The organism is Aromatoleum diolicum (genome assembly GCF_012910955.1).
Classification (GTDB): domain Bacteria; phylum Pseudomonadota; class Gammaproteobacteria; order Burkholderiales; family Rhodocyclaceae; genus Aromatoleum; species Aromatoleum diolicum.
Genome location: NZ_WTVQ01000071.1, coordinates 1 through 17372, shown reverse-complemented (window position 1 = coordinate 17372; position 17372 = coordinate 1). Strand labels below are relative to the sequence as shown.

Here is a 17372-nt window from a genome sequence, read left to right as displayed (position 1 = left end):
GACCGTGAAACAGGACCGCGCCGATGATAGTGCCCTTCGTGGGTGCGAAAGTAGGTCATCGTCAGACTACCTATGCCAAAAAAGCCGCTCTTCCTCTACAGGATCAGCGGCTTTTTTACGTCAACTCGCAATCGGCACGCTCCAAGATGTTGCGACCTTACGCGGCCGCGCTGTCTTCGTTGTAGTGTGGATTTCATGTATGTTGTATGCAAATCGTGAGCATGCGTGGACCCTATGGGGTCTGGTGGGCATTGGATTGAGCCGATTTTCTTTTGCGAGGAGGTTGACCGTGCAGCGAATCAATTCTCAAAAACTACAGACGTTGACGCTGGTGCTATGTGCCGGGCTGCTTTTGACAGGTGGTGTGCATGCCGAGAAGCCGGCATGGGCCGGTGGCGGGAAACCGGAGCAGTCCGAGCGGAAGGACAAGGGGCACGGGGCGAAGGAGCGTGGCGGAAGCGAGCGAGTGGTCCGCGAAGGCGGACATGACGGGGCGCGCTCGGGTGCGCGCGCGGAAGTGTGGTTTGGTGATGGCCAGCGCACGATAATCCGGGAGTTTTATTCGCGCGAAGTCAGTGCGGGGCGCTGCCCGCCCGGACTGGCGAAGAAGGGAAACGGTTGTCTGCCGCCGGGACAAGCGAAAAAGTGGGCGCGGGGACGACCGCTACCACGGGATGTGCGGTATTACGATCTTCCGCCTTCCGTGGTCGTGGAATTGGGCATTCCGCCGGCCGGTCATCGCTTTGTCCGGGTGGCCAGCGATATCCTGTTGATTGCGATCGGTACCGGAATGGTGGTGGACGCGATCGAGGATCTCGGGGGAATGTAAGTCAGGAGGGGGCACTGCAGTGGGGCGCTTGTCATTGCAGGATGCCGCTCGTGGAATGACACAGGCCCATGCGGATATGGCGTCCGGGTCTTCTGGAGTTGACCTCGACGTCGCTGATGGGGACAATTGAGCCGATTCAGCAATGACGGCCTTGATCAAGGCTGTTGGAACACGGTGCGAGCATGGCTCAATTCCGTGGCGGGCCCGCCGCTGTAACCGGGGACGTTTGCCGCTGGGACGCCGGGAACTTTCCGAGCGTTCGGCCACTGTCGGAGAGCACTCCGGTGGGAAGGTGTGGCAAGTCGATTGATCCGGGAGCCAGAAGACCTGCTGACTCGATTGTTTTTATGGCTGGAACCAATGGCAAGGGTTCCGCTGTCCGCACGTGGCTGTGCGGCAGCGGGGCCCTTTTTGTTTTTCTGCATATGGAAACTGGGAGAATCGGATGCCTTCGAGGGAAATGAAACAGAGCGTCGAGAATGGTCTCGTCATCGCTGCGGAGTTGGCAGCGGGACAGGCAGATGCATCGGCGAAACCCAAAGTCATTGCGACACGCAAGCGCTGTGAGGCCGACGGGGTTGGCTTATCACACTACATCCTGATGGACCGCAAGGCCGGAAAATGAACGCCGTGTCGCATAACTTGACGGCACCGTCGGCGGGACGTTATGCCAATCTTGGCGTCGGGCCGACGTTGCTCCCGTTTGATATCGGACACGCGGATTACATGGCGCTCAGTGAGCCGGAGACGGCGTTCTGGGCGCTGGTGCGCAAAGATCAACTGGCGGCGACCCTTGCCGATGGCCCTTTAATGAGGAGCTATCGCGAGAAGGCGGCCGACTTTGCGCGCGAGCTGCACGCGCTGCGTTTCGAGCTGAAGCCATCGGCCGTTTACGTCAATCCGACGGAACGTTGCAATCTGAATTGCACGTACTGCTATATACCGGAAGGGATGCGCAGGTCCGGGCAGCACATGGCGGCGGACAAGTTGATCGCTGCGCTTGAACGGCTAAAGGTCTATTTTGGTACGGTGGTTCCGGAGGGGAAGAAGCCGCGAATCATCTTTCACGGCGCAGAGCCCTTGATGAACAGGGGGGCGCTTTTCGCCGCGATCGATGCGTTCAAGGACGACTTCGTTTTTGGCGTTCAGACGAATGCGACGCTGCTTGACGACGAGGTCATCGCCTTTCTGGCAGACCGTCAGGTGAGCATCGGGTTGTCGCTTGACGGTCCGCTGGCCGAAACAACCGACGCGACGCGCCTGACCTTCGGTGGCAAGAGCGTGCATGGGAAGGTGTTGCGAGCCATGGACGCATTGCGTGGGTACGCGTCGTGGAGCGTGATTGCGACCTGTACGGAGAAGAATCTTGATCAGCTGGTTCCGCTGGTCGATCTCTTCCATGCGCGCGAGGTACCGACATGCATGCTGAATGCGGTGCGCTGCACGCTACCGGGGGCGCGGACGGTGCGCCCGGACGACGAGGCGCTGGCGCGCGGGTTTATCGCGGCGCTGGAGCGGACGCATGAGCTTTTTCGGCAGACGGGACGCAAGATGGTGGTCGCGAATTTCGCGAACATCCTGCTGGCCATTCTGGCGCCGACTGCGCGGCGCTTGATGTGTGATATCTCGCCGTGCGGTGGGGGGCGGGCGTTTTTTGCCTTGGCTCCGGATGGGGGAATGTTCCCGTGCAGCGAATTCATCGGACTGGATGAGTTTCGCGGCGGAAATCTGTTCACGGATCGCATCGAGGACGTTCTCGAGAGTCCGGCATTCCGTACCGTCACCGAACGCAATGTGGATCGCATCGTGCCGTGCAAGGGCTGTGCGATCCGGCATTTCTGCGGATCACCGTGTCCCGCCGAGGCGCATGAGATGAATGGCGGGATGGAACGGGTGGGCGCGTTCTGCGGCTTTTACGAGGAGCAGACACGTTACGCATTCCGCCTGATCGCGGACGGCAAGGCCGATGACTTCCTGTGGGATGGCTGGGACGCCAAGGAGGGCGGCGTGGAGAGCAGCTTCGAGTTCGCGCTGCCTTGATATCGCGCTGTCAGCGAGCGTCCGCGCGGGTGATTTCGCCGGCGCGGACGCAGTAGTTCAGGCGCTGCCGAGGTGGCGCCCGCCGCTGGTGGGGCGGGCCATGCCGGCGGAGTCGTAGAGCTGCGGTTGCTGGGCCGCGTTGAGCAGCACCGACAGGGCGGCTTGATTGTTCTGCATGCGTTCGGTGATGAGCTTGCCGTTAAGCGTATTGCGTGTCTGCGCTTCGCGCGCGAGATTGAGAATTTCGTCCCATCTAGCCCGAGTGTCGGGCAGCGGCTGGCAAAGCTCGTGGATCGACGCTGCGGTATTGGGGCGGCGAAGGCGTCCGAGCAGGAGGGCGCGGTCGTCGTGGATGCGTTGAAGCTGGTGGTAGCGCTCTGTTTTTTCCTTTGACAGTGCCAGCAGTCCGTCGGCGTCGCCGGCGATCAGCAGGGCTTCTTCACGTTCCAGTAGCGCGAGAAAGCTGCGCAGTAGAATCGCCTCGCTGTCGATCAGCTGGACGAGGCGCTGGAGTTCCGGTTGCAGTGTCACGGGCGCGGAGTCTGCGCATCGAGCATCTGACGCACGCTTTCGATCAGACCGTCGGCGATGCGGTTGGCGTCGACCTTGAAACGTCCCTCACTGATGGCCTGCCTGATCTCGTCGACGCGACCGCGGTCGACGGCAGGTGTGGCGGCCATTGCTTCCTCGGCCTTGATGAGGCTTGCGGACAGCGAGGAGAGTTCGACTTTGGCTTCCGTCGATGCTTGTGCCGACGCGTCGGGTTTCGGGCGCGCCCGCGTTTCACCGGATGGCGCGGGGCCGACCGGTTTGAGGGTTCCTTCGATTTTCACGGCGCAACTCCCATTAAGTGTTCTCTGACCGTATCTACGGCGGAGGCGGTGAAAACTTTAGCGAATATTTTCATTGCGGTGAGTTTGATCAGAAATTCAGTTCGACCGTTCCGTCTGTCCGGGCGGTTCCCGAGATCACCTGGCCGTTGCCCAGCCGGACGCGCACTGCTTCGCCGGCCGCTGCGGCATTCAGCGCACGTCCTTCGTTGGCGACGGTGAAGCTCGCGCCGCTGCCGAGAACCTTGACGGTTTGCCCCTGGCGAATGGCTTGTGGCAGACGCAGCATGTCGGCTCGCAGAGGACTCCCGGCCGCGACCGTGTAGCGCATGCTGTGCCCGACCGCCTGGGTCATGTCGGTGAGTGTGTTGGCGGCTTCGGAGCTGAGGTCCCCGCTGCGGCGTTCGAGATCGGCCGGCGCCACGATCTGGCCGGAGCGTATCGGTCTTGTTGTGACCAGATATTCGCCGATTACCGACACCTGTGCGGGCAGGTAAGCCGTCCAGGTGACCGGAGAATTGCAGCGCACACCGACGTTGATACGTCCCCAGGCGCGCGTGCCGGGGGGAAGGAAGGGTTCGAGCGCGGCACAGGGAGGAAGCTGGTTCTGCGGATCGAACTGCTCGACTTTGAGCACCACCTTGCCCGGCAGTCCGCTGGTCTGTTGCTCGAGATACTCGCTCACCGCCCGGTGAACGGGTTGGGGAGGCTGCTGAGCGTGCGCCGGAAGCGCGGTCCCAGCTGTGTATAAGCCAAGAAGTGCGATCAGTGCGCGGCTGCGTCGGGAGCGGATGTTGAGCATGGGGAGAATTGCACCACGGCGGAAGGCTTCGGGGCAACCGGCAAGTTTTTCCGCTTGCCATTGCCAGTTGCTTCGGGGCGGCAAGGAAAGCGGCGGAATTGGCCGGTATTTGCCGGTCTTATTGCAGCAAGGCCCTTGCAAGGGCAGGACTAAGATCGCTGGCATGGAAGGTGCAATGGAGCGAGTGCCGGTCGATGAAGGATTTATCGGCAACCGGCGCAAGAACTTGAGGTGATGCCATGAAGACCCAACTCGACCAGGCGCTGCAGTTTCACCAGAGCGCGCTGAACCTGCAGGCCCAGCGGCAACAGATGCTGGCGTCGAATATCGCCAATGCGGATACGCCGAATTACAAGGCACGCGACATCGATTTCGGTGCGGCGCTGAAGGGGGCCCTGAGTGGGCGAATCGGTCCGCTGGCTTTGGCGGGCACGTCGTCGCGGCATCTTGCCGGTGGTCCCGACATGCCGTTCGGGGCGCATGTGGGTTTTCGCAGCGATTTCCAGTCGAACGTGGACGGCAACACGGTGAATATGGATGTGGAGCGTGCGGCATTCGCCGAGAATTCGGTGCATTACGAAGCGAGCGTCACTTTCATCAACAGCTTGTTACGCGGCATGCAAACCGCGATTACCGGCCAGTGAGAGGAGGGTAGGCGTTCATGAGCATGTTCAACGTCTTCAATATCGCGGGGTCCGCGTTGCATGCGCAGTCCGCGCGACTCAATGCCACGGCGTCGAATCTGGCTAATGCGGACAGCGTTGCCGGGCCGGATGGGCAACCGTACCGCGCGAAGCAGGTGGTGTTCACGGCAGCGCCAGTGGCCGGGCCGAATGGTGTCGGCGTGCAGGTGTCGCGTGTGGTTGAGAGCGCGGAGCCGGGGCGCTTGACTTATGACCCGACCAACCCGGCTGCGAATCCGGAAGGTTATGTCGAGATGTCGAATGTGAATGTGGTTGAGGAAATGACCAACATGATCTCGGCTTCGCGTGCCTATCAGACCAACGCCGAGGTGATGAATACGGCGAAATCGCTGATTCAGCGGACTCTGGCGATCGGCCAGTAAGAGTTAATCGGAGCAGATCATGGCAACCGTGAATAACACGATTTCTTCGGCGGCAGAGGCAGCGGTTGCGGCGCTGGGGCGCAAGACGACCGAGACCGCGAAGGCGGACGCCGACAGCCAGGGACGCTTTCTGACGCTGCTGACGGCACAGCTGAAAAATCAGGATCCGATGAATCCGCTGGATAACGCGCAGGTGACTTCGCAGCTGGCGCAAATCAGCACGGTGGATGGGATCGAGCGGCTCAATACGATGCTGAGTCAGATCATGGAAGGCCAGCAGTCGTCCGAAGCTTTGCAGGCTGCAACGCTGGTCGGGCGTGGCGTGTTGATTCCCGGCAAGGGACTGGCGCTGAGTGATGCCGGGGCGGTAGGCGGTTTTGCGCTGGAAGTGCCCGCGGACAAGGTAACGATGAAGATTCAGGACGCGAATGGCCTGGAAGTTGCGTTGGTGGATCTGGGGTCCTTCGCTGCCGGTACGCACAATTTCCAGTGGGACGGCACGACGATCGATGGCAGCCGCGCGGCCAACGGCAAGTATACGGTGAGCATCGAGGCGGTGACCGGTGAAGATCCGGTGGCGGCCGAGGCCCTCGAGTTCGGTGCGGTGACCAGCGTGGTACGCGGAACCAAGGGCACCGACCTGCAGATTGGTGACCTGGGCATCTTCAAGATGTCCGAGGTCAGACAGATAGTTTGATATTGAACTCCCAGGGAGACGATCATGGCATTCCAGCAAGGTTTGAGCGGTCTGAACTCCGCCGCCAAGGCCCTCGATGTCATCAGCAACAACGTGGCCAACTCGAATACCGTGGGTTTCAAGGCCGGGCGGGCGGAGTTTTCTGACGTTTTTGCAGCGGCGCTGAATGGTGCGGCGGCGGGCGTGCAGGTGGGTATCGGTTCGGCGATCGGGGCGGTGACGCAGTTGTTCTCGCAGGGCAACATCACGACGACCAATAACCCGCTCGACGTGGCGATCAACGGCAATGGCTTTTTCCGCATGGCCTCTCCTGACGGGACGATCGCCTTCACCCGCAATGGTCAGTTCGACGTGAGCAAGGACGGCTTCATCGTCAATTCGCAGGGGCTCCGGTTGACCGGCTATGCCGCGACCAACGGAGTGATTCTGAGCGGTGGCGATCCGCAGAGTCTCCAGCTGAATTTCTCCGACGTGCAGCCGAGCGCGTCCTCGCAAATGACGCTGGCGATGAACTTCGATTCGCGCGAGCCGGTATCGCCGTCTTTCGATCCGACAAATCCGACGCCGCTGGATCGCAACAACGTCGGTGCGGGCGGGTACAACTTCTCGACCTCGGCAACGGCATACGACACGCTGGGTAACCCGCACACGCTGACTTTCTTCTTCCAGAAGACTGCGGCAGGTTCGTGGGATGGTTTTTACCAGGTGGATGGCACCGGTGATGCTCAGGCAATTCCGGCACCGGGATCGCCGCTGCAGTTCGATGCCGATGGCGCAATGATCGCGGGTGGTGCGTTCGATATCACATTCCCGGAATTCGCCGGGACCGGGGCATCGGCGACTCAGGCGATTTCCTTCGATCTGACCGATTCGTCACAGTTCGGTAGCCAGTTCGGGGTCAATACGCTGCGCCAGGATGGTTTCGCGTCAGGTCGTCTGACGGGGATCACGATTGGTGACGATGGTGTGATCCTTGGCCGGTACAGCAACGGCCAGAGTCGTGATCTCGGACAGGTGGTGCTGGCGAATTTCCAGAGCCCGAATGGCTTGCTGTCGTTGGGGGGCAACCTGTGGGCCGAGTCGCCCGATTCCGGTCAGCCGATCGTTGGTGTGCCGGGGAGCGCAAACCTCGGGCTGATGAATGCTGGTTCGATCGAAGAGGCGAACGTCGACCTGACAGGCGAGTTGGTGCAGCTGATCGTGCAGCAGCGCGCCTACCAGGCCAATGCGCAGTCGGTGCGTGCGCAGGATCAGATCCTGCAGACCATCGTCAACCTGCGTTAAACGTAAGCGTGTGCCGGGGCCGATCGCCTGAGCGGCGGGCATCCGGCGGGCAGGATCAAGGGAGCGGATCATGGATCGATTGATCTATACGGCAATGACCGGTGCAAAGCACACCATGGGCCAGCAGGCCGCAGTGGCTAACAACCTGGCCAATGCGACTTCGACCGGTTTCCGCGCCGAGATGCACAAGTTGCGTGCGGTGCCGGTGCAGGGCGAGGGTTTGGCGACGCGGGCGTTCGTCGTTGATGCAAGCGTGGCGACGAATTTCGCGCCGGGCCCGTTACAGCAGACGGGACGCGCGCTGGATGTGGCCGTCGAAGGCAAGGGTTGGCTCGCGGTGCAGTTGCAGGACGGGTCGGAAGGCTATACGCGTAACGGCAGTCTGGAACTCAGCGCCAACGGTGTGCTGCAGACGCGCAATGGTTTGCCGGTGCTTGGCGATGGCGGACCGGTGACGATTCCGCCCGACAACGAGATTCTGGTCGGCAAGGACGGCACGATTTCGGCGATGCAGTCGGGGGGCGAGGAGAACGTCGTCAATAACCTAGGCCAGCTGAAGCTCGTCAATCCTCCCGAGGAGTCCCTGGTGCGTGGCGATGACGGACTCTTCCGCCTGCGGGCGGGCGGGACGGCGCCGCAGGATGAAGACGTGCGCGTCGCGGGGGGCTACCTGGAAGGCAGCAACGTCAGCGTGGTCGACCAGATGGTGACGATGATCTCGCTGGCGCGCCAGTTCGAGATGCAGACCAAGATGTTGCAGACCGCCGAGGCCAATGACCAGGCGGCGACGCAGGTGCTTGCGAGCCGTTGAACGGCCAAGCGCAAGCGGAGACATTAGCGGGTCTTTTCGGCGGGTGTTCCGGCGATTGAATCGGCCTGGCGCGCCGTAAACTGGCCCCAATACTTGCAGGCAGACTGTCTGCCCGCTCAGGAAAGGGAGTCAGGATCATGATTCGTTCATTGTGGATCGCCCGTACCGGCCTCGACGCCCAGCAGACGCAGCTGGACGTGATTTCGAACAACCTTGCGAACGTTTCGACCAACGGCTTCAAGCGCGCGCGGGCAGTGTTCGAGGATCTCCTGTATCAGACGATTCGCCAGCCGGGGGCGCAGAATACGCAGCAGAACCAGATCGGCAGCGGCTTGCAGCTCGGTACCGGCGTACGTCCGGTGGCGACCGAGCGTATCCATACCCAGGGCAGCCTGCAACAGACCGGTAATGCGCTGGACATGGCGATCCAGGGCAATGGTTTCTTCCAGGTGACCCTGCCGGATGGCACGCCCGGCTATACGCGGGATGGTGTATTCCAGCTCGACTCGCAGGGGCAGATGGTAACGGCTAGTGGTTATCCGCTGGAGCCGGCCATCATCATCCCCAACGATGCGCAGACCATCACCATCGGCAAGGACGGCACGGTGAGCGTGCTGCAGGCGGGGCAGGCCACGCCGACGGTGGTCGGCAATATTCAGGTTGCGACCTTCGTGAATCCGGGCGGGTTGTCCAGCGCCGGTGAGAACCTGTACCGCGAGACGGCATCGAGCGGGGTGGCCACGCCGAATGCGCCGGGTACCAACGGTGCGGGCGTCATCAATCAGCAGTTTGTCGAAACTTCGAACGTGAACGTTGCCGAGGAGCTGGTCAACATGATCACGACGCAGCGCGCGTATGAATTGAATTCTCGCGCGATCCAGACATCGGACCAGATGCTGGGCCGTCTGACGCAGCTTTAAGGGGACATCATGAAACGGTCCGGCCTGTTTGCCGCTGCAATCCTGACACTGTTGTCGGGCTGTGCATCGATCTATTCGACGCCGCCGACCGTGGTCCATCAACCGATGACCGTACGTCCCGAAGCGCGAGCCCAGATGGGCGGCGCCAACGGTTCGATTTACCAGGTGGCACAGGTGCGGCCCCTGTTCGAGGATCGCCGTGCGCGACTGATCGGGGATACCCTGACGATCAACCTCGTCGAGCGCAACACCGCGCAGAAGCGGGCCAACAGCAGCGCGACGCGTGCCTCGGATGTTTCCGGCGGTATCACGGCCGCGTCGCGGGTGCCGCTGGCCGGTCTGGCCGGCATGAATCTGCAGGCGGGTGTCGACTCGGAGTTTGCCGGCGCAGGAGCTTCTGCGGCAAACAACGTGTTCAGCGGCACGATTACCGTGACCGTGATCGAGGTCTATCCGAACGGCAATCTGCTGGTGTCCGGCGAAAAGCAGGTGGCGATCAATCAGGGCAACGAATTCATCCGTTTTTCCGGCGTCATCAACCCGAATACGGTGACGTCGGCGAATACCGTGCAATCGACGCAGGTGGCCGATGCCCGGATCGAGTACAAGGGCAGCGGATACATCGACGAATCGAACACGATGGGCTGGTTGCAGCGTTTCTTCGTTGCCGTGTCGCCGTTCTGAATCCTTGCTCGGGCGTTGGGGGAGTCAAAGATGTTGTGCAATGGCAGGGCGGTTCGGGCGATTGTTTGCGTGCTGGGGATGCTGATCGCGGGCGCCGCGGGTGCTGCCGAGCGCCTCAAGGATCTGGCGACGGTGGCCGGTGTGCGCGACAACCAGCTCGTCGGTTACGGACTGGTGATCGGTCTCGACGGCAGTGGCGACCAGACCACGCAGACGCCGTTTACGGTGCAGAGCATCATTAACATGCTCGGGAACATGGGCGTGACGCTGCCGCCCGGTACCAATCTGCAGTTGAAGAACGTCGCCGCGGTGATGGTGACCACCAGCCTGCCGGCGTTTGCACGGCCGGGCCAGGAGCTCGATGTGACGGTGTCGTCGATCGGCAATGCGAAGAGCCTGCGCGGCGGTACGCTTGTGATGACGCCACTGAAAGGCGCAGACGGTCAGGTGTACGCCATGGCCCAGGGCAACATGCTGGTCGGCGGTGCGGGGGCGTCCGGAGGCGGCGCGTCGCAGACGATCAATCATCTTTCCGCCGGACGCATCCCTGCTGGCGCGACGGTCGAGCGTGCCGTGACCAGCTCGCTGGGGCAGGGCGAATTCGTCATGTTCGAGCTCAAGGACACCGATTTCGGTACGGCACGCCGCGTCGTCGATGCGATCAATCTGGCGACATCCGGCGGTACCGCGCAGGCGCTTGACGGGCGCAGCATCCAGGTACGCGCGCCGCTTGACACCTCGGACCGCGTGGCTTTCCTCGGCAAACTCGAAAACCTCGAAGTGACACCGGTGCAGCAGGCTGCGAAGGTCATCGTCAATTCGCGTACCGGCTCGGTGGTCATGAACCAGAGCGTGACGCTGCAGAACGTAGCGGTGGCGCACGGCAACCTCACCGTGACGGTGAACACCGAAACCGCGGTGAGCCAGCCTGCACCGCTGTCGGGCGGACGGACCGTCACGACTCAGCGCGGCACGGTCGATATCCAGCAGGGCGAGGGTAGCCTGCGCAATGTGCGCGGCGGGGCGAATCTGGCCGAGGTCGTGAAGGCACTGAACGCCCTTGGTGCGTCGCCGATGGATCTGGTGAGCATCCTGCAGGCGATGAAGGCGGCGGGTTCGCTGCGGGCCGAGCTGGAGGTGATCTGACATGGTTGCCGCCGCCCAGATCAATGCAATCGATCCGAATGCGCTGGCGGATCTGAAGCGGCTGTCGCGCGATAGCAATTCACCCGAGGCGCTGCGTGCGACTGCAAAGCAGTTCGAGGCATTGTTCCTGCAGATGGTGCTCAAGTCGATGCGTGCAGCGGTGCCGTCGAACAGCATGTTCGATAGCGACCAGACGCGCATGTTCCAGGCCCTGCAGGACCAGCAGACGGCAATGAACATGGCGCAGGGGCGCGGCATCGGGCTTGCCGACGTGATTTATCGGCAGCTCGGCGGCGACACGCGGACGGTAGCACAACAAGGCCAAGGCGGTGCCGAGGATTCGGCTGGCGTCGACCTGTCGCGGGTGACGCGGCGTGCGGCAATTCCTGCCGCCGCTCTGGCCTTGCCGGCAAACTCCGCCGCCGAAGCCGACGAGTTGGGCGAATTTGTCGCGCAGCTCGGTGCGGCGATGGCTTTGCCCAGGGCCGAGAAGGGCACCGGAAGGCGCGGTGACCAGGTGGTGGATCCGGTTGTCGAGGGCGCACCGGCGACGGACGCGAGTGGGGCATCCCGGCCGGTTCCGGAGGGCGCGCGCGAGTTCGTCAATCGCGTATGGGCGCACGCCGGTGAGGCCAGTCGCAGCACAGGGATTCCCGCGCACTTCATGGTCGGGCAGGCGGCACTCGAAACCGGTTGGGGGCGCGGAGAATTGCGTCGTGCCGACGGTTCGCCCAGTCATAACCTCTTCAATATCAAGGCTGGGGCCAACTGGAAAGGGGCGGTGGTCGAGGTGCCGGTCACCGAGTATGCCAATGGCCGCCCCTATACGGAAACTGCGCGATTTCGCGCTTATGGGTCTTATTCGGAGGCCTTTCGCGATTACGCCAATCTGTTGCGCGGCAGCCCCCGTTACGCCGAGGTTCTCGGACAAACCGATGCGGCCGGATTCGCGCGCAGCCTTCAGCAGGCCGGCTATGCAACAGACCCGATGTACGCCGACAAACTCACGCGCATCATCGGCGGCGCGACGCTGCGTACGGCACTCGCAGGCTGATCCGGCGAGAACTGGCAAAAGTTTTGCTTAGTAATGCCGTAAGAGCAGTGGGAACGAGGAAACGATCATGGCGGGACTTCTTAGCATCGGTCTGACAGGCATCAACAGTTCGCAAGCGAACTTGTTGACGACCAGCCATAACATCACCAACGCCGATACTCCGGGATTCAACCGTCAGACGACTGTGCTGACGACGAATGACCCATTTTTTTCCGGCGCGGGTTTTTTCGGGCAGGGTTCGAGGGTCGATGCAGTGCGGCGGCAGTACGACGGGTTTCTCAACCAGCAAGTGTTGAGTGCGTCGGCGCGCAAGGAAGAGTTTTCTGCTTATAACACCCAGATCGCTCAGGTTGACAACCTGCTGGCCGATGCCAGTTCCGGCCTGTCTCCCGCGCTCGCGAACTTCTTCGCCGGAGTGCAGGATGTTGCGATCAACCCGTCGAGCGTTCCCGCGCGGCAGGCCTTGATCTCGACCGCAGAATCGCTCGCGGCGCGCTTCCAGGCCCTCGATACGCGGCTGAACGAAATTCGCGACATCAACGAAGGCCAGATCGTCAGCACGGTCGATTCGATCAACGCGTTCGCGCGGCAGATTGCCGATATCAACGAGCGCATCGGCGTGGTCCAGGTTGCGGGCCCATCGGTGCAGGCGAACGATCTGCTTGATCAGCGCGACAACCTTGTAGCGGAGCTCAATAAGCTCGTCAAGGTGAGCACGGTTACCGAATCGGATGGCTCGCTGAGCGTCTTCATGGGTAGCGGACAGGCGCTGGTGGTCGGCACTACGGTGTCGACGCTGATGGTGGAGGGCGATTCCTCAGTGCCGCCCGATCCCTTCCGCGGCGAGATCCGCCTTGCCACGCCCGGCGGTGGTTCGGTGTTGTTGCCGGATTCCCTGATTACCGGCGGACAACTCGGTGGAATGCTGAAGTTCCGCAATGAAACGCTGAATGCGGCGCGGGAACAACTCGGCAATATCGCGATAGCGGTGGCCGCCGAGTTCAATGCTGTCCACGCCGCAGGCTACAACCTCGACGGTTCGGCGACCGGCATTGCATTCTTCACCGACATCAGTGGCTTCGCCGCAACTGCAGTGGGGCGTCGTTCGGCGGCCGGGGCGTTTGCCGTGGCGATTACCGATCCGCGTCAGGTTGCCGCGTCTGGCGCGCCGAACGCGGCCGCGGGCACTACGGCGGGTGGCAGCAATAATGAAAACGCTCTGCAACTCGCGGGGCTGCAGACCGCGCGTGTCATGAATGGCGACTCCGCTACGTTCCAGTCCGCTTATTCGCAATTGGTGAGCTTCGTCGGTAACAAGGCGCGCGAAGTGCAGATCGGCGAGCGCAGTCAGGAGGCGCAATTGCAGCAGGCGATCGATGCACAACAGGCCCTGTCCGGCGTGAACCTTGACGAGGAAGCGGCCAACCTGATCCGCTATCAGCAGTCATACCAGGCGGCGGCACGGGTGATGTCGATTGCCGGGACGTTGTTTGACGAAATTCTTTCGGTCGCGCGCTGAAGTGAGGTGACATCATGAGAATCTCCACCAGCATGATCTTCGATGCCGGCCGCAATGCCATGCAGAGGCAGAGCGCCGATCTCCTGCATACGCAGCAGCAGCTGGCTTCCGGGCGTCGTATCCTGAACCCGTCGGATGATCCGATTGGCGCATCGCGCGCACTGGAAGTCTCGCAGACCAAAAGTGTCAACGAGCAGTTCCAGATCAATCAGGGCTATGCGAAGGATGCGCTGACCTCCCTGGAGAGCAGTCTCGGGAGCGTCACCGAGATCCTGACCTACATTCGCACCCGCGCGGTCGAAGCGGGTAACGGTAGCTTCAGCCCTGCAGAGCACCAGGCGATGGCGGCCGATATCGAGGCCCAGTTCAATGCGCTGTTGGGTGTGGCCAACAGCAAGGACGCCACCGGCGAGTACCAGTTCGCCGGTTATCAGTCCGGACAGGCGGCGTTTTCCGGCGGGACGGCGGCACCCCCGGCGGGCCCCGCTGCGGTGGTCTACGACGGCGATGCCGGGGTGCGCAGCATGCAGGTCGGTTCGTCGCGCACCATGCCGGTCGCCGAGCCCGGCAGCCGTGTGTTCATGGCCGATCCCGCTTCCGGTGAGTCGCAGGTGTTCGGCGCGATCTCGGAATTCATCACTGAATTGCGCAAGGACGCGAGCGACCCCACGCGCAATATTGCGGCTGCGGTGACGAGCGCCATCGGCGACATGGACGTGGCGCTCGACAATGTCGGCACGATCCGCGCCTCGGTCGGCTCGCGCATGGTGGAACTCGATGCGCTCGTCGAGCTGTCGGCCTCGCACGATCTGCAATATGCGGAGACCCTTTCGCGCCTGCAGGATCTCGACTACAACGAGGCGATTTCGCGCTTCTCGAAGCAACAGACGGTGCTCGAGGCTGCGCAGCAAACATACGTGCGCGTTACCGGGCTGTCGCTTTTCAATCTGCTCGACTAAGGTTCCGCTCGCCGCCATGCTCCGTCGCCTCGCCCTAAGCTTGATAGTGCCGGCCTTGACCGGTTGCGCACTGCTTCAGGACCACAGTGCCAAGCTTGCAGGGGGGGTGGGGGCGGTCCTGACAGCATCCGAACTGGACTTGCTCGAACCGGAATATCTGGCGGGGGCACTGATCGCGTACGCGATCTACGATCCCCTTGCTCCGACCTGGGACGTCAGTGTCACCCGCCTGGACGAGGCGCGCGTGCGTCTGGACCTGCGCATGAAGACGCTGATCACTGGTGGGGATGGCGAGGCACGGCAGATTTTTGTGCGTAATGCGCGGCAGTTGGCGGAGTCCAAGGGTTTTGCCGGTTTCGATGTGATGCGTTACGAAGAGGGGGTCGATTCCACGCGGCCGTTTGCACGCAGGGTTGCGAGTGGCGAAGTGCGATTTGCGCGTTCGCGAATTTGGCCTGCAATGTAGGGGAGAGCGGTGCCCCCCGTTCAGACGAAACTGCGCAGCAACTGATCTACCGCCTCGAAACCATTTTCGAACAGCCTTTGTAGCACTGGCGCGAAAGTGCCAAGAGTTAGCAGCAACACCAGAAAACCCACCGACAGCGTCACAGGGAAGCCGACCGCGAACAGGTTCAGTTGCGGCGCAGCACGCGTCAGGACTCCCAGTGCGGTGTTGGTGATCAGTAGTGCCGCCACCATCGGCAGGGCCAATAGCAAGCCCGATGCGAACATCACCGTGGCATAGCTGACGATCAGCATCCAGCCTTCGGCCTTCGGCAGTTTGCCCACTGGCAGCCATTCGAAACTTGCCACCAGTATGTTGATGAGCATCAGGTGACCGTTCATCGCAACGAAAACAAGCAGGGTGATCAGGCCAAGAAATTCCGCGATCACGGACGTCTGGCCACCGCTCTGCGGACTGAAGAAGACTGCGAAGGACAGACCCATCTGCAGCCCGATCATCTCGCCCGCGAGATCGACCGCGGCGAACATCAGCCGCATCATGAAGCCCATGGCGATGCCGATGAAGGCTTGCTGCGCGAGTATTGTCAGCGTCAACATCGAATCCGCGGGCATCGGCGGCATCGGCGGCAGGGCTGGCAGGACTGCGAGTGCGGTGGCGAGTCCAACAGCCAGCCTGACACGTACGGGCACCATGCGATTGCTGAATAGCGGCGCGGCGGACACCAGGCCGAGCAACCGCGCCAGCGGGAACATCAGCGCGGCCAGCCAAGCGTCCAGTTGCGCGGAGGTGATGCTCAGCATCGGCGCTACCCGATCATCGTCGGAATGGACTCGAACAGGCGGCGGGTGAAGTCGGTAATCAGCGCAATCATCCAGTGGCCTGCGATCACCATCGTCGCGAATACCGCGACGAGCTTCGGCACGAAAGTCAGCGTCATCTCGTTGATCTGCGTGGCGGCCTGAAATACGCTGACGATGAGGCCGGTGATCAGCGCGGCAAGAAACAGTGGTGCGGCCATCAGCAGCGTGAGTTCGACAGCCTGACGACCGATGTCGACAACGGTACCTGGGGTCATGACAGGTTCTCCTGGGTCATGTCGAGAAGCTTTCGACGAGCGACCCCACCAGCAGGGTCCAGCCGTCGACCAGCACGAACAGCATGATCTTGAATGGCAGCGAAACAATCACGGGCGACATCATCATCATGCCCATCGACATCAGCACCGAGGCGACGACCATGTCGATGATGAGGAAGGGGATGAAAACGAGGAAGCCGATCTGGAACGCCGTTTTCAGCTCCGAGGTGACAAAGGCCGGCACGACGACGCGCATTGGCAGATCCTCTGCCTTTTCCACCGGCGGGGTCTTCGAGAGCTTGGTGAATAGCGCGATGTCGGGCTCGCGCACCTGCTTGAGCATGAAGGCCTTGACGGGCACCGAGGCGCGTTCCAGTGCCTGGTCGAAGGCGATCTCGCTGCGTGACATGGGCAGGTAAGCGTCCGTATAGACCTTCTCGATGACCGGCGACATGATGAAGAAGGTCAGGAACAAGGCCAGCCCGAGCAGTACCTGGTTGGGCGGCGAAGTCTGCGTGCCCATCGCCGTGCGTAGCAGGGCGAACACGATGATGATGCGCGTGAAGCTCGTCATCATCAGCACCACGGCCGGCAGGAAGCTCAGCGAGGTGAGCAGCAGCAGCGTCTGGACGCTCAGGCTGTAAGTGGTTCCGCCGCCCGGGCCGGGCGTGCCGGTGACCGCAGGCAGGCCCTGTGCGCTGGCAACGAGCGGGGCGAGCAGCAGGAGCAGCGCGGCGAATACTCGGGTGAGGCCGCTGCGATCAGTTCGCATCGTTGCGACGCTCCAGTGAACGCTTCAGCCAGCTCGGGAAATCGCCAAACGGGTTGGCCGTCGGTGTGGCATCTGCCGTGTGCTGCAGTGTGTCGGCCGAGATGGTGTGAAGCGTACGAACGCTTGCCGAGGTCACGCCGAGCACCAGCACCTGCCCGGCAATCTCGACCAGGACCACGCGTTCGCGCGGTCCGACCGGTACCGCACCGAGCACCTTCAGGCCGGCCGCAGCGCCACGCGGCGTCGAGAGTCGCTTGATGAGCCACAGGCTGCCGAGCAGCAGTCCGAGGACCACCGCCAGTCCCAGCAGCATCTGTGGAAGGCCGTCGGTGACGCCCGGAGCGGTGTCCGCCGCGCAGGCGGGTGCCGCAGCGCTCAGCAGGATGAGGGGGGCGAGGCGGGTGATGCGGGTATGAGG

The 17372-nt window shown here is 62.2% G+C and carries 22 protein-coding genes and 1 riboswitch; of the genes, 15 read left to right on the top strand and 7 right to left on the bottom strand.

Features of this window, described 5'->3' with window-relative positions; translation table 11 throughout:
- The first annotated feature begins 289 nt into the window (after positions 1-289).
- From GPA25_RS24105 to cbpB, 3 genes are all read left to right on the top strand, one after another.
- The gene (locus GPA25_RS24105; RefSeq protein WP_343035048.1) at positions 290-829 is read left to right on the top strand and encodes a hypothetical protein; all 540 of its coding nucleotides are present in this window, start codon (positions 290-292) and stop codon (positions 827-829) included.
- Between the two features lie 120 nt (positions 830-949).
- Positions 950-1178, top strand: a riboswitch (cobalamin riboswitch).
- Positions 1179-1289: 111 nt separating this feature from the next.
- Positions 1290-1454 (top strand): modified peptide precursor CbpA, encoded by a 165-nt coding sequence (cbpA, locus tag GPA25_RS22745; RefSeq protein WP_169262689.1) that lies wholly within the window; start codon positions 1290-1292, stop codon positions 1452-1454.
- Positions 1451-2869: a peptide-modifying radical SAM enzyme CbpB gene (gene cbpB / locus GPA25_RS22740; RefSeq protein WP_169262687.1), complete on the top strand. Its 1419-nt coding sequence runs from the start codon at positions 1451-1453 to the stop codon at positions 2867-2869. The genes cbpA and cbpB overlap by 4 nt, the downstream gene beginning before the upstream one ends.
- A 57-nt stretch (positions 2870-2926) precedes the next feature.
- Here cbpB and GPA25_RS22735 read toward each other — a convergent pair whose 3' ends face one another.
- The 3 genes from GPA25_RS22735 to flgA all read right to left on the bottom strand — a co-directional run bounded on the left by GPA25_RS22735 (position 2927) and on the right by flgA (position 4384).
- Entirely contained in the window at positions 2927-3400 is a 474-nt protein-coding gene (locus GPA25_RS22735) for a flagellar export chaperone FlgN (RefSeq protein WP_169262686.1), read from the bottom strand.
- Positions 3397-3702, bottom strand: a complete 306-nt coding sequence (gene flgM / locus GPA25_RS22730; RefSeq protein ID WP_169262685.1) for a flagellar biosynthesis anti-sigma factor FlgM — start codon at positions 3700-3702, stop codon at positions 3397-3399. The genes GPA25_RS22735 and flgM overlap by 4 nt, the downstream gene beginning before the upstream one ends.
- Positions 3703-3790: 88 nt before the next feature.
- Positions 3791-4384, bottom strand: a complete 594-nt coding sequence (gene flgA, locus GPA25_RS22725; RefSeq protein ID WP_343035047.1) for a flagellar basal body P-ring formation chaperone FlgA — start codon at positions 4382-4384, stop codon at positions 3791-3793.
- A gap of 356 nt (positions 4385-4740) precedes the next feature.
- On the opposite strand from flgA, the gene flgB reads away from it, so the two are divergent.
- The 12 genes from flgB to GPA25_RS22665 all read left to right on the top strand — a co-directional run bounded on the left by flgB (position 4741) and on the right by GPA25_RS22665 (position 15107).
- Positions 4741-5145, top strand: coding sequence for a flagellar basal body rod protein FlgB (gene flgB / locus GPA25_RS22720; RefSeq protein ID WP_169262683.1), 405 nt, complete (start codon positions 4741-4743; stop codon positions 5143-5145).
- Positions 5146-5162: 17 nt separating this feature from the next.
- The gene (flgC, locus tag GPA25_RS22715; protein WP_169262682.1) at positions 5163-5567 is read left to right on the top strand and encodes a flagellar basal body rod protein FlgC; all 405 of its coding nucleotides are present in this window, start codon (positions 5163-5165) and stop codon (positions 5565-5567) included.
- 19 nt (positions 5568-5586) lie between these two features.
- Positions 5587-6264 (top strand): flagellar hook assembly protein FlgD, encoded by a 678-nt coding sequence (locus tag GPA25_RS22710; RefSeq protein ID WP_169262681.1) that lies wholly within the window; start codon positions 5587-5589, stop codon positions 6262-6264.
- A gap of 24 nt (positions 6265-6288) precedes the next feature.
- Positions 6289-7548 (top strand): flagellar hook protein FlgE, encoded by a 1260-nt coding sequence (gene flgE / locus GPA25_RS22705; protein ID WP_169262680.1) that lies wholly within the window; start codon positions 6289-6291, stop codon positions 7546-7548.
- Between the two features lie 70 nt (positions 7549-7618).
- On the top strand, positions 7619-8359 hold the full coding sequence (gene flgF / locus GPA25_RS22700) for a flagellar basal-body rod protein FlgF (protein WP_169262679.1): 741 nt from the start codon (positions 7619-7621) through the stop codon (positions 8357-8359).
- 137 nt (positions 8360-8496) lie between these two features.
- Positions 8497-9279: a flagellar basal-body rod protein FlgG gene (flgG, locus tag GPA25_RS22695; protein ID WP_169262678.1), complete on the top strand. Its 783-nt coding sequence runs from the start codon at positions 8497-8499 to the stop codon at positions 9277-9279.
- A 9-nt stretch (positions 9280-9288) separates the two neighbouring features.
- Positions 9289-9963, top strand: coding sequence for a flagellar basal body L-ring protein FlgH (locus GPA25_RS22690; RefSeq protein WP_169262677.1), 675 nt, complete (start codon positions 9289-9291; stop codon positions 9961-9963).
- A 78-nt stretch (positions 9964-10041) separates the two neighbouring features.
- Positions 10042-11109, top strand: coding sequence for a flagellar basal body P-ring protein FlgI (locus GPA25_RS22685; RefSeq protein WP_246266099.1), 1068 nt, complete (start codon positions 10042-10044; stop codon positions 11107-11109).
- Position 11110: 1 nt separating this feature from the next.
- Positions 11111-12163 (top strand): flagellar assembly peptidoglycan hydrolase FlgJ, encoded by a 1053-nt coding sequence (gene flgJ / locus GPA25_RS22680; RefSeq protein ID WP_169262675.1) that lies wholly within the window; start codon positions 11111-11113, stop codon positions 12161-12163.
- 67 nt (positions 12164-12230) lie between these two features.
- Positions 12231-13682, top strand: a complete 1452-nt coding sequence (flgK, locus tag GPA25_RS22675) for a flagellar hook-associated protein FlgK (protein ID WP_169262674.1) — start codon at positions 12231-12233, stop codon at positions 13680-13682.
- Between the two features lie 14 nt (positions 13683-13696).
- Complete coding sequence (gene flgL, locus GPA25_RS22670) at positions 13697-14641, top strand: flagellar hook-associated protein FlgL (protein ID WP_169262673.1); 945 nt, start codon at positions 13697-13699, stop codon at positions 14639-14641.
- A gap of 139 nt (positions 14642-14780) precedes the next feature.
- Positions 14781-15107, top strand: coding sequence for a hypothetical protein (locus GPA25_RS22665; RefSeq protein WP_343035046.1), 327 nt, complete (start codon positions 14781-14783; stop codon positions 15105-15107).
- A gap of 20 nt (positions 15108-15127) precedes the next feature.
- On the opposite strand, the gene fliR is transcribed toward GPA25_RS22665, so the two are convergent.
- From fliR to fliO, 4 genes are read right to left on the bottom strand one after another with little or no spacing between them, the layout of a single operon-like run.
- Complete coding sequence (fliR, locus tag GPA25_RS22660) at positions 15128-15907, bottom strand: flagellar biosynthetic protein FliR (protein ID WP_169262671.1); 780 nt, start codon at positions 15905-15907, stop codon at positions 15128-15130.
- 5 nt (positions 15908-15912) lie between these two features.
- Positions 15913-16182 (bottom strand): flagellar biosynthesis protein FliQ, encoded by a 270-nt coding sequence (gene fliQ / locus GPA25_RS22655; protein WP_169262670.1) that lies wholly within the window; start codon positions 16180-16182, stop codon positions 15913-15915.
- Between the two features lie 16 nt (positions 16183-16198).
- Positions 16199-16954, bottom strand: coding sequence for a flagellar type III secretion system pore protein FliP (gene fliP / locus GPA25_RS22650; RefSeq protein WP_169262669.1), 756 nt, complete (start codon positions 16952-16954; stop codon positions 16199-16201).
- Positions 16944-17339, bottom strand: coding sequence for a flagellar biosynthetic protein FliO (gene fliO / locus GPA25_RS22645; RefSeq protein WP_425486418.1), 396 nt, complete (start codon positions 17337-17339; stop codon positions 16944-16946). Before fliO ends, fliP begins: the two co-directional genes overlap by 11 nt.
- Positions 17340-17372: the final 33 nt, after the last annotated feature.

Coding starts and splice junctions, on each gene's coding strand:
- flgF (WP_169262679.1), top strand. CDS start 7,619: ATGGATCGATTGATCTATACGGCAATGACCGGTGCAAAGCACACCATG.
- flgJ (WP_169262675.1), top strand. CDS start 11,111: ATGGTTGCCGCCGCCCAGATCAATGCAATCGATCCGAATGCGCTGGCG.
- flgB (WP_169262683.1), top strand. CDS start 4,741: ATGAAGACCCAACTCGACCAGGCGCTGCAGTTTCACCAGAGCGCGCTG.
- flgC (WP_169262682.1), top strand. CDS start 5,163: ATGAGCATGTTCAACGTCTTCAATATCGCGGGGTCCGCGTTGCATGCG.
- flgK (WP_169262674.1), top strand. CDS start 12,231: ATGGCGGGACTTCTTAGCATCGGTCTGACAGGCATCAACAGTTCGCAA.
- fliR (WP_169262671.1), bottom strand. CDS start 15,907: ATGCTGAGCATCACCTCCGCGCAACTGGACGCTTGGCTGGCCGCGCTG.
- fliQ (WP_169262670.1), bottom strand. CDS start 16,182: ATGACCCCAGGTACCGTTGTCGACATCGGTCGTCAGGCTGTCGAACTC.
- fliP (WP_169262669.1), bottom strand. CDS start 16,954: ATGCGAACTGATCGCAGCGGCCTCACCCGAGTATTCGCCGCGCTGCTC.
- GPA25_RS22685 (WP_246266099.1), top strand. CDS start 10,042: ATGCTGATCGCGGGCGCCGCGGGTGCTGCCGAGCGCCTCAAGGATCTG.
- GPA25_RS22710 (WP_169262681.1), top strand. CDS start 5,587: ATGGCAACCGTGAATAACACGATTTCTTCGGCGGCAGAGGCAGCGGTT.
- cbpB (WP_169262687.1), top strand. CDS start 1,451: ATGAACGCCGTGTCGCATAACTTGACGGCACCGTCGGCGGGACGTTAT.
- flgG (WP_169262678.1), top strand. CDS start 8,497: ATGATTCGTTCATTGTGGATCGCCCGTACCGGCCTCGACGCCCAGCAG.
- flgL (WP_169262673.1), top strand. CDS start 13,697: ATGAGAATCTCCACCAGCATGATCTTCGATGCCGGCCGCAATGCCATG.
- flgE (WP_169262680.1), top strand. CDS start 6,289: ATGGCATTCCAGCAAGGTTTGAGCGGTCTGAACTCCGCCGCCAAGGCC.
- GPA25_RS22690 (WP_169262677.1), top strand. CDS start 9,289: ATGAAACGGTCCGGCCTGTTTGCCGCTGCAATCCTGACACTGTTGTCG.
- cbpA (WP_169262689.1), top strand. CDS start 1,290: ATGAAACAGAGCGTCGAGAATGGTCTCGTCATCGCTGCGGAGTTGGCA.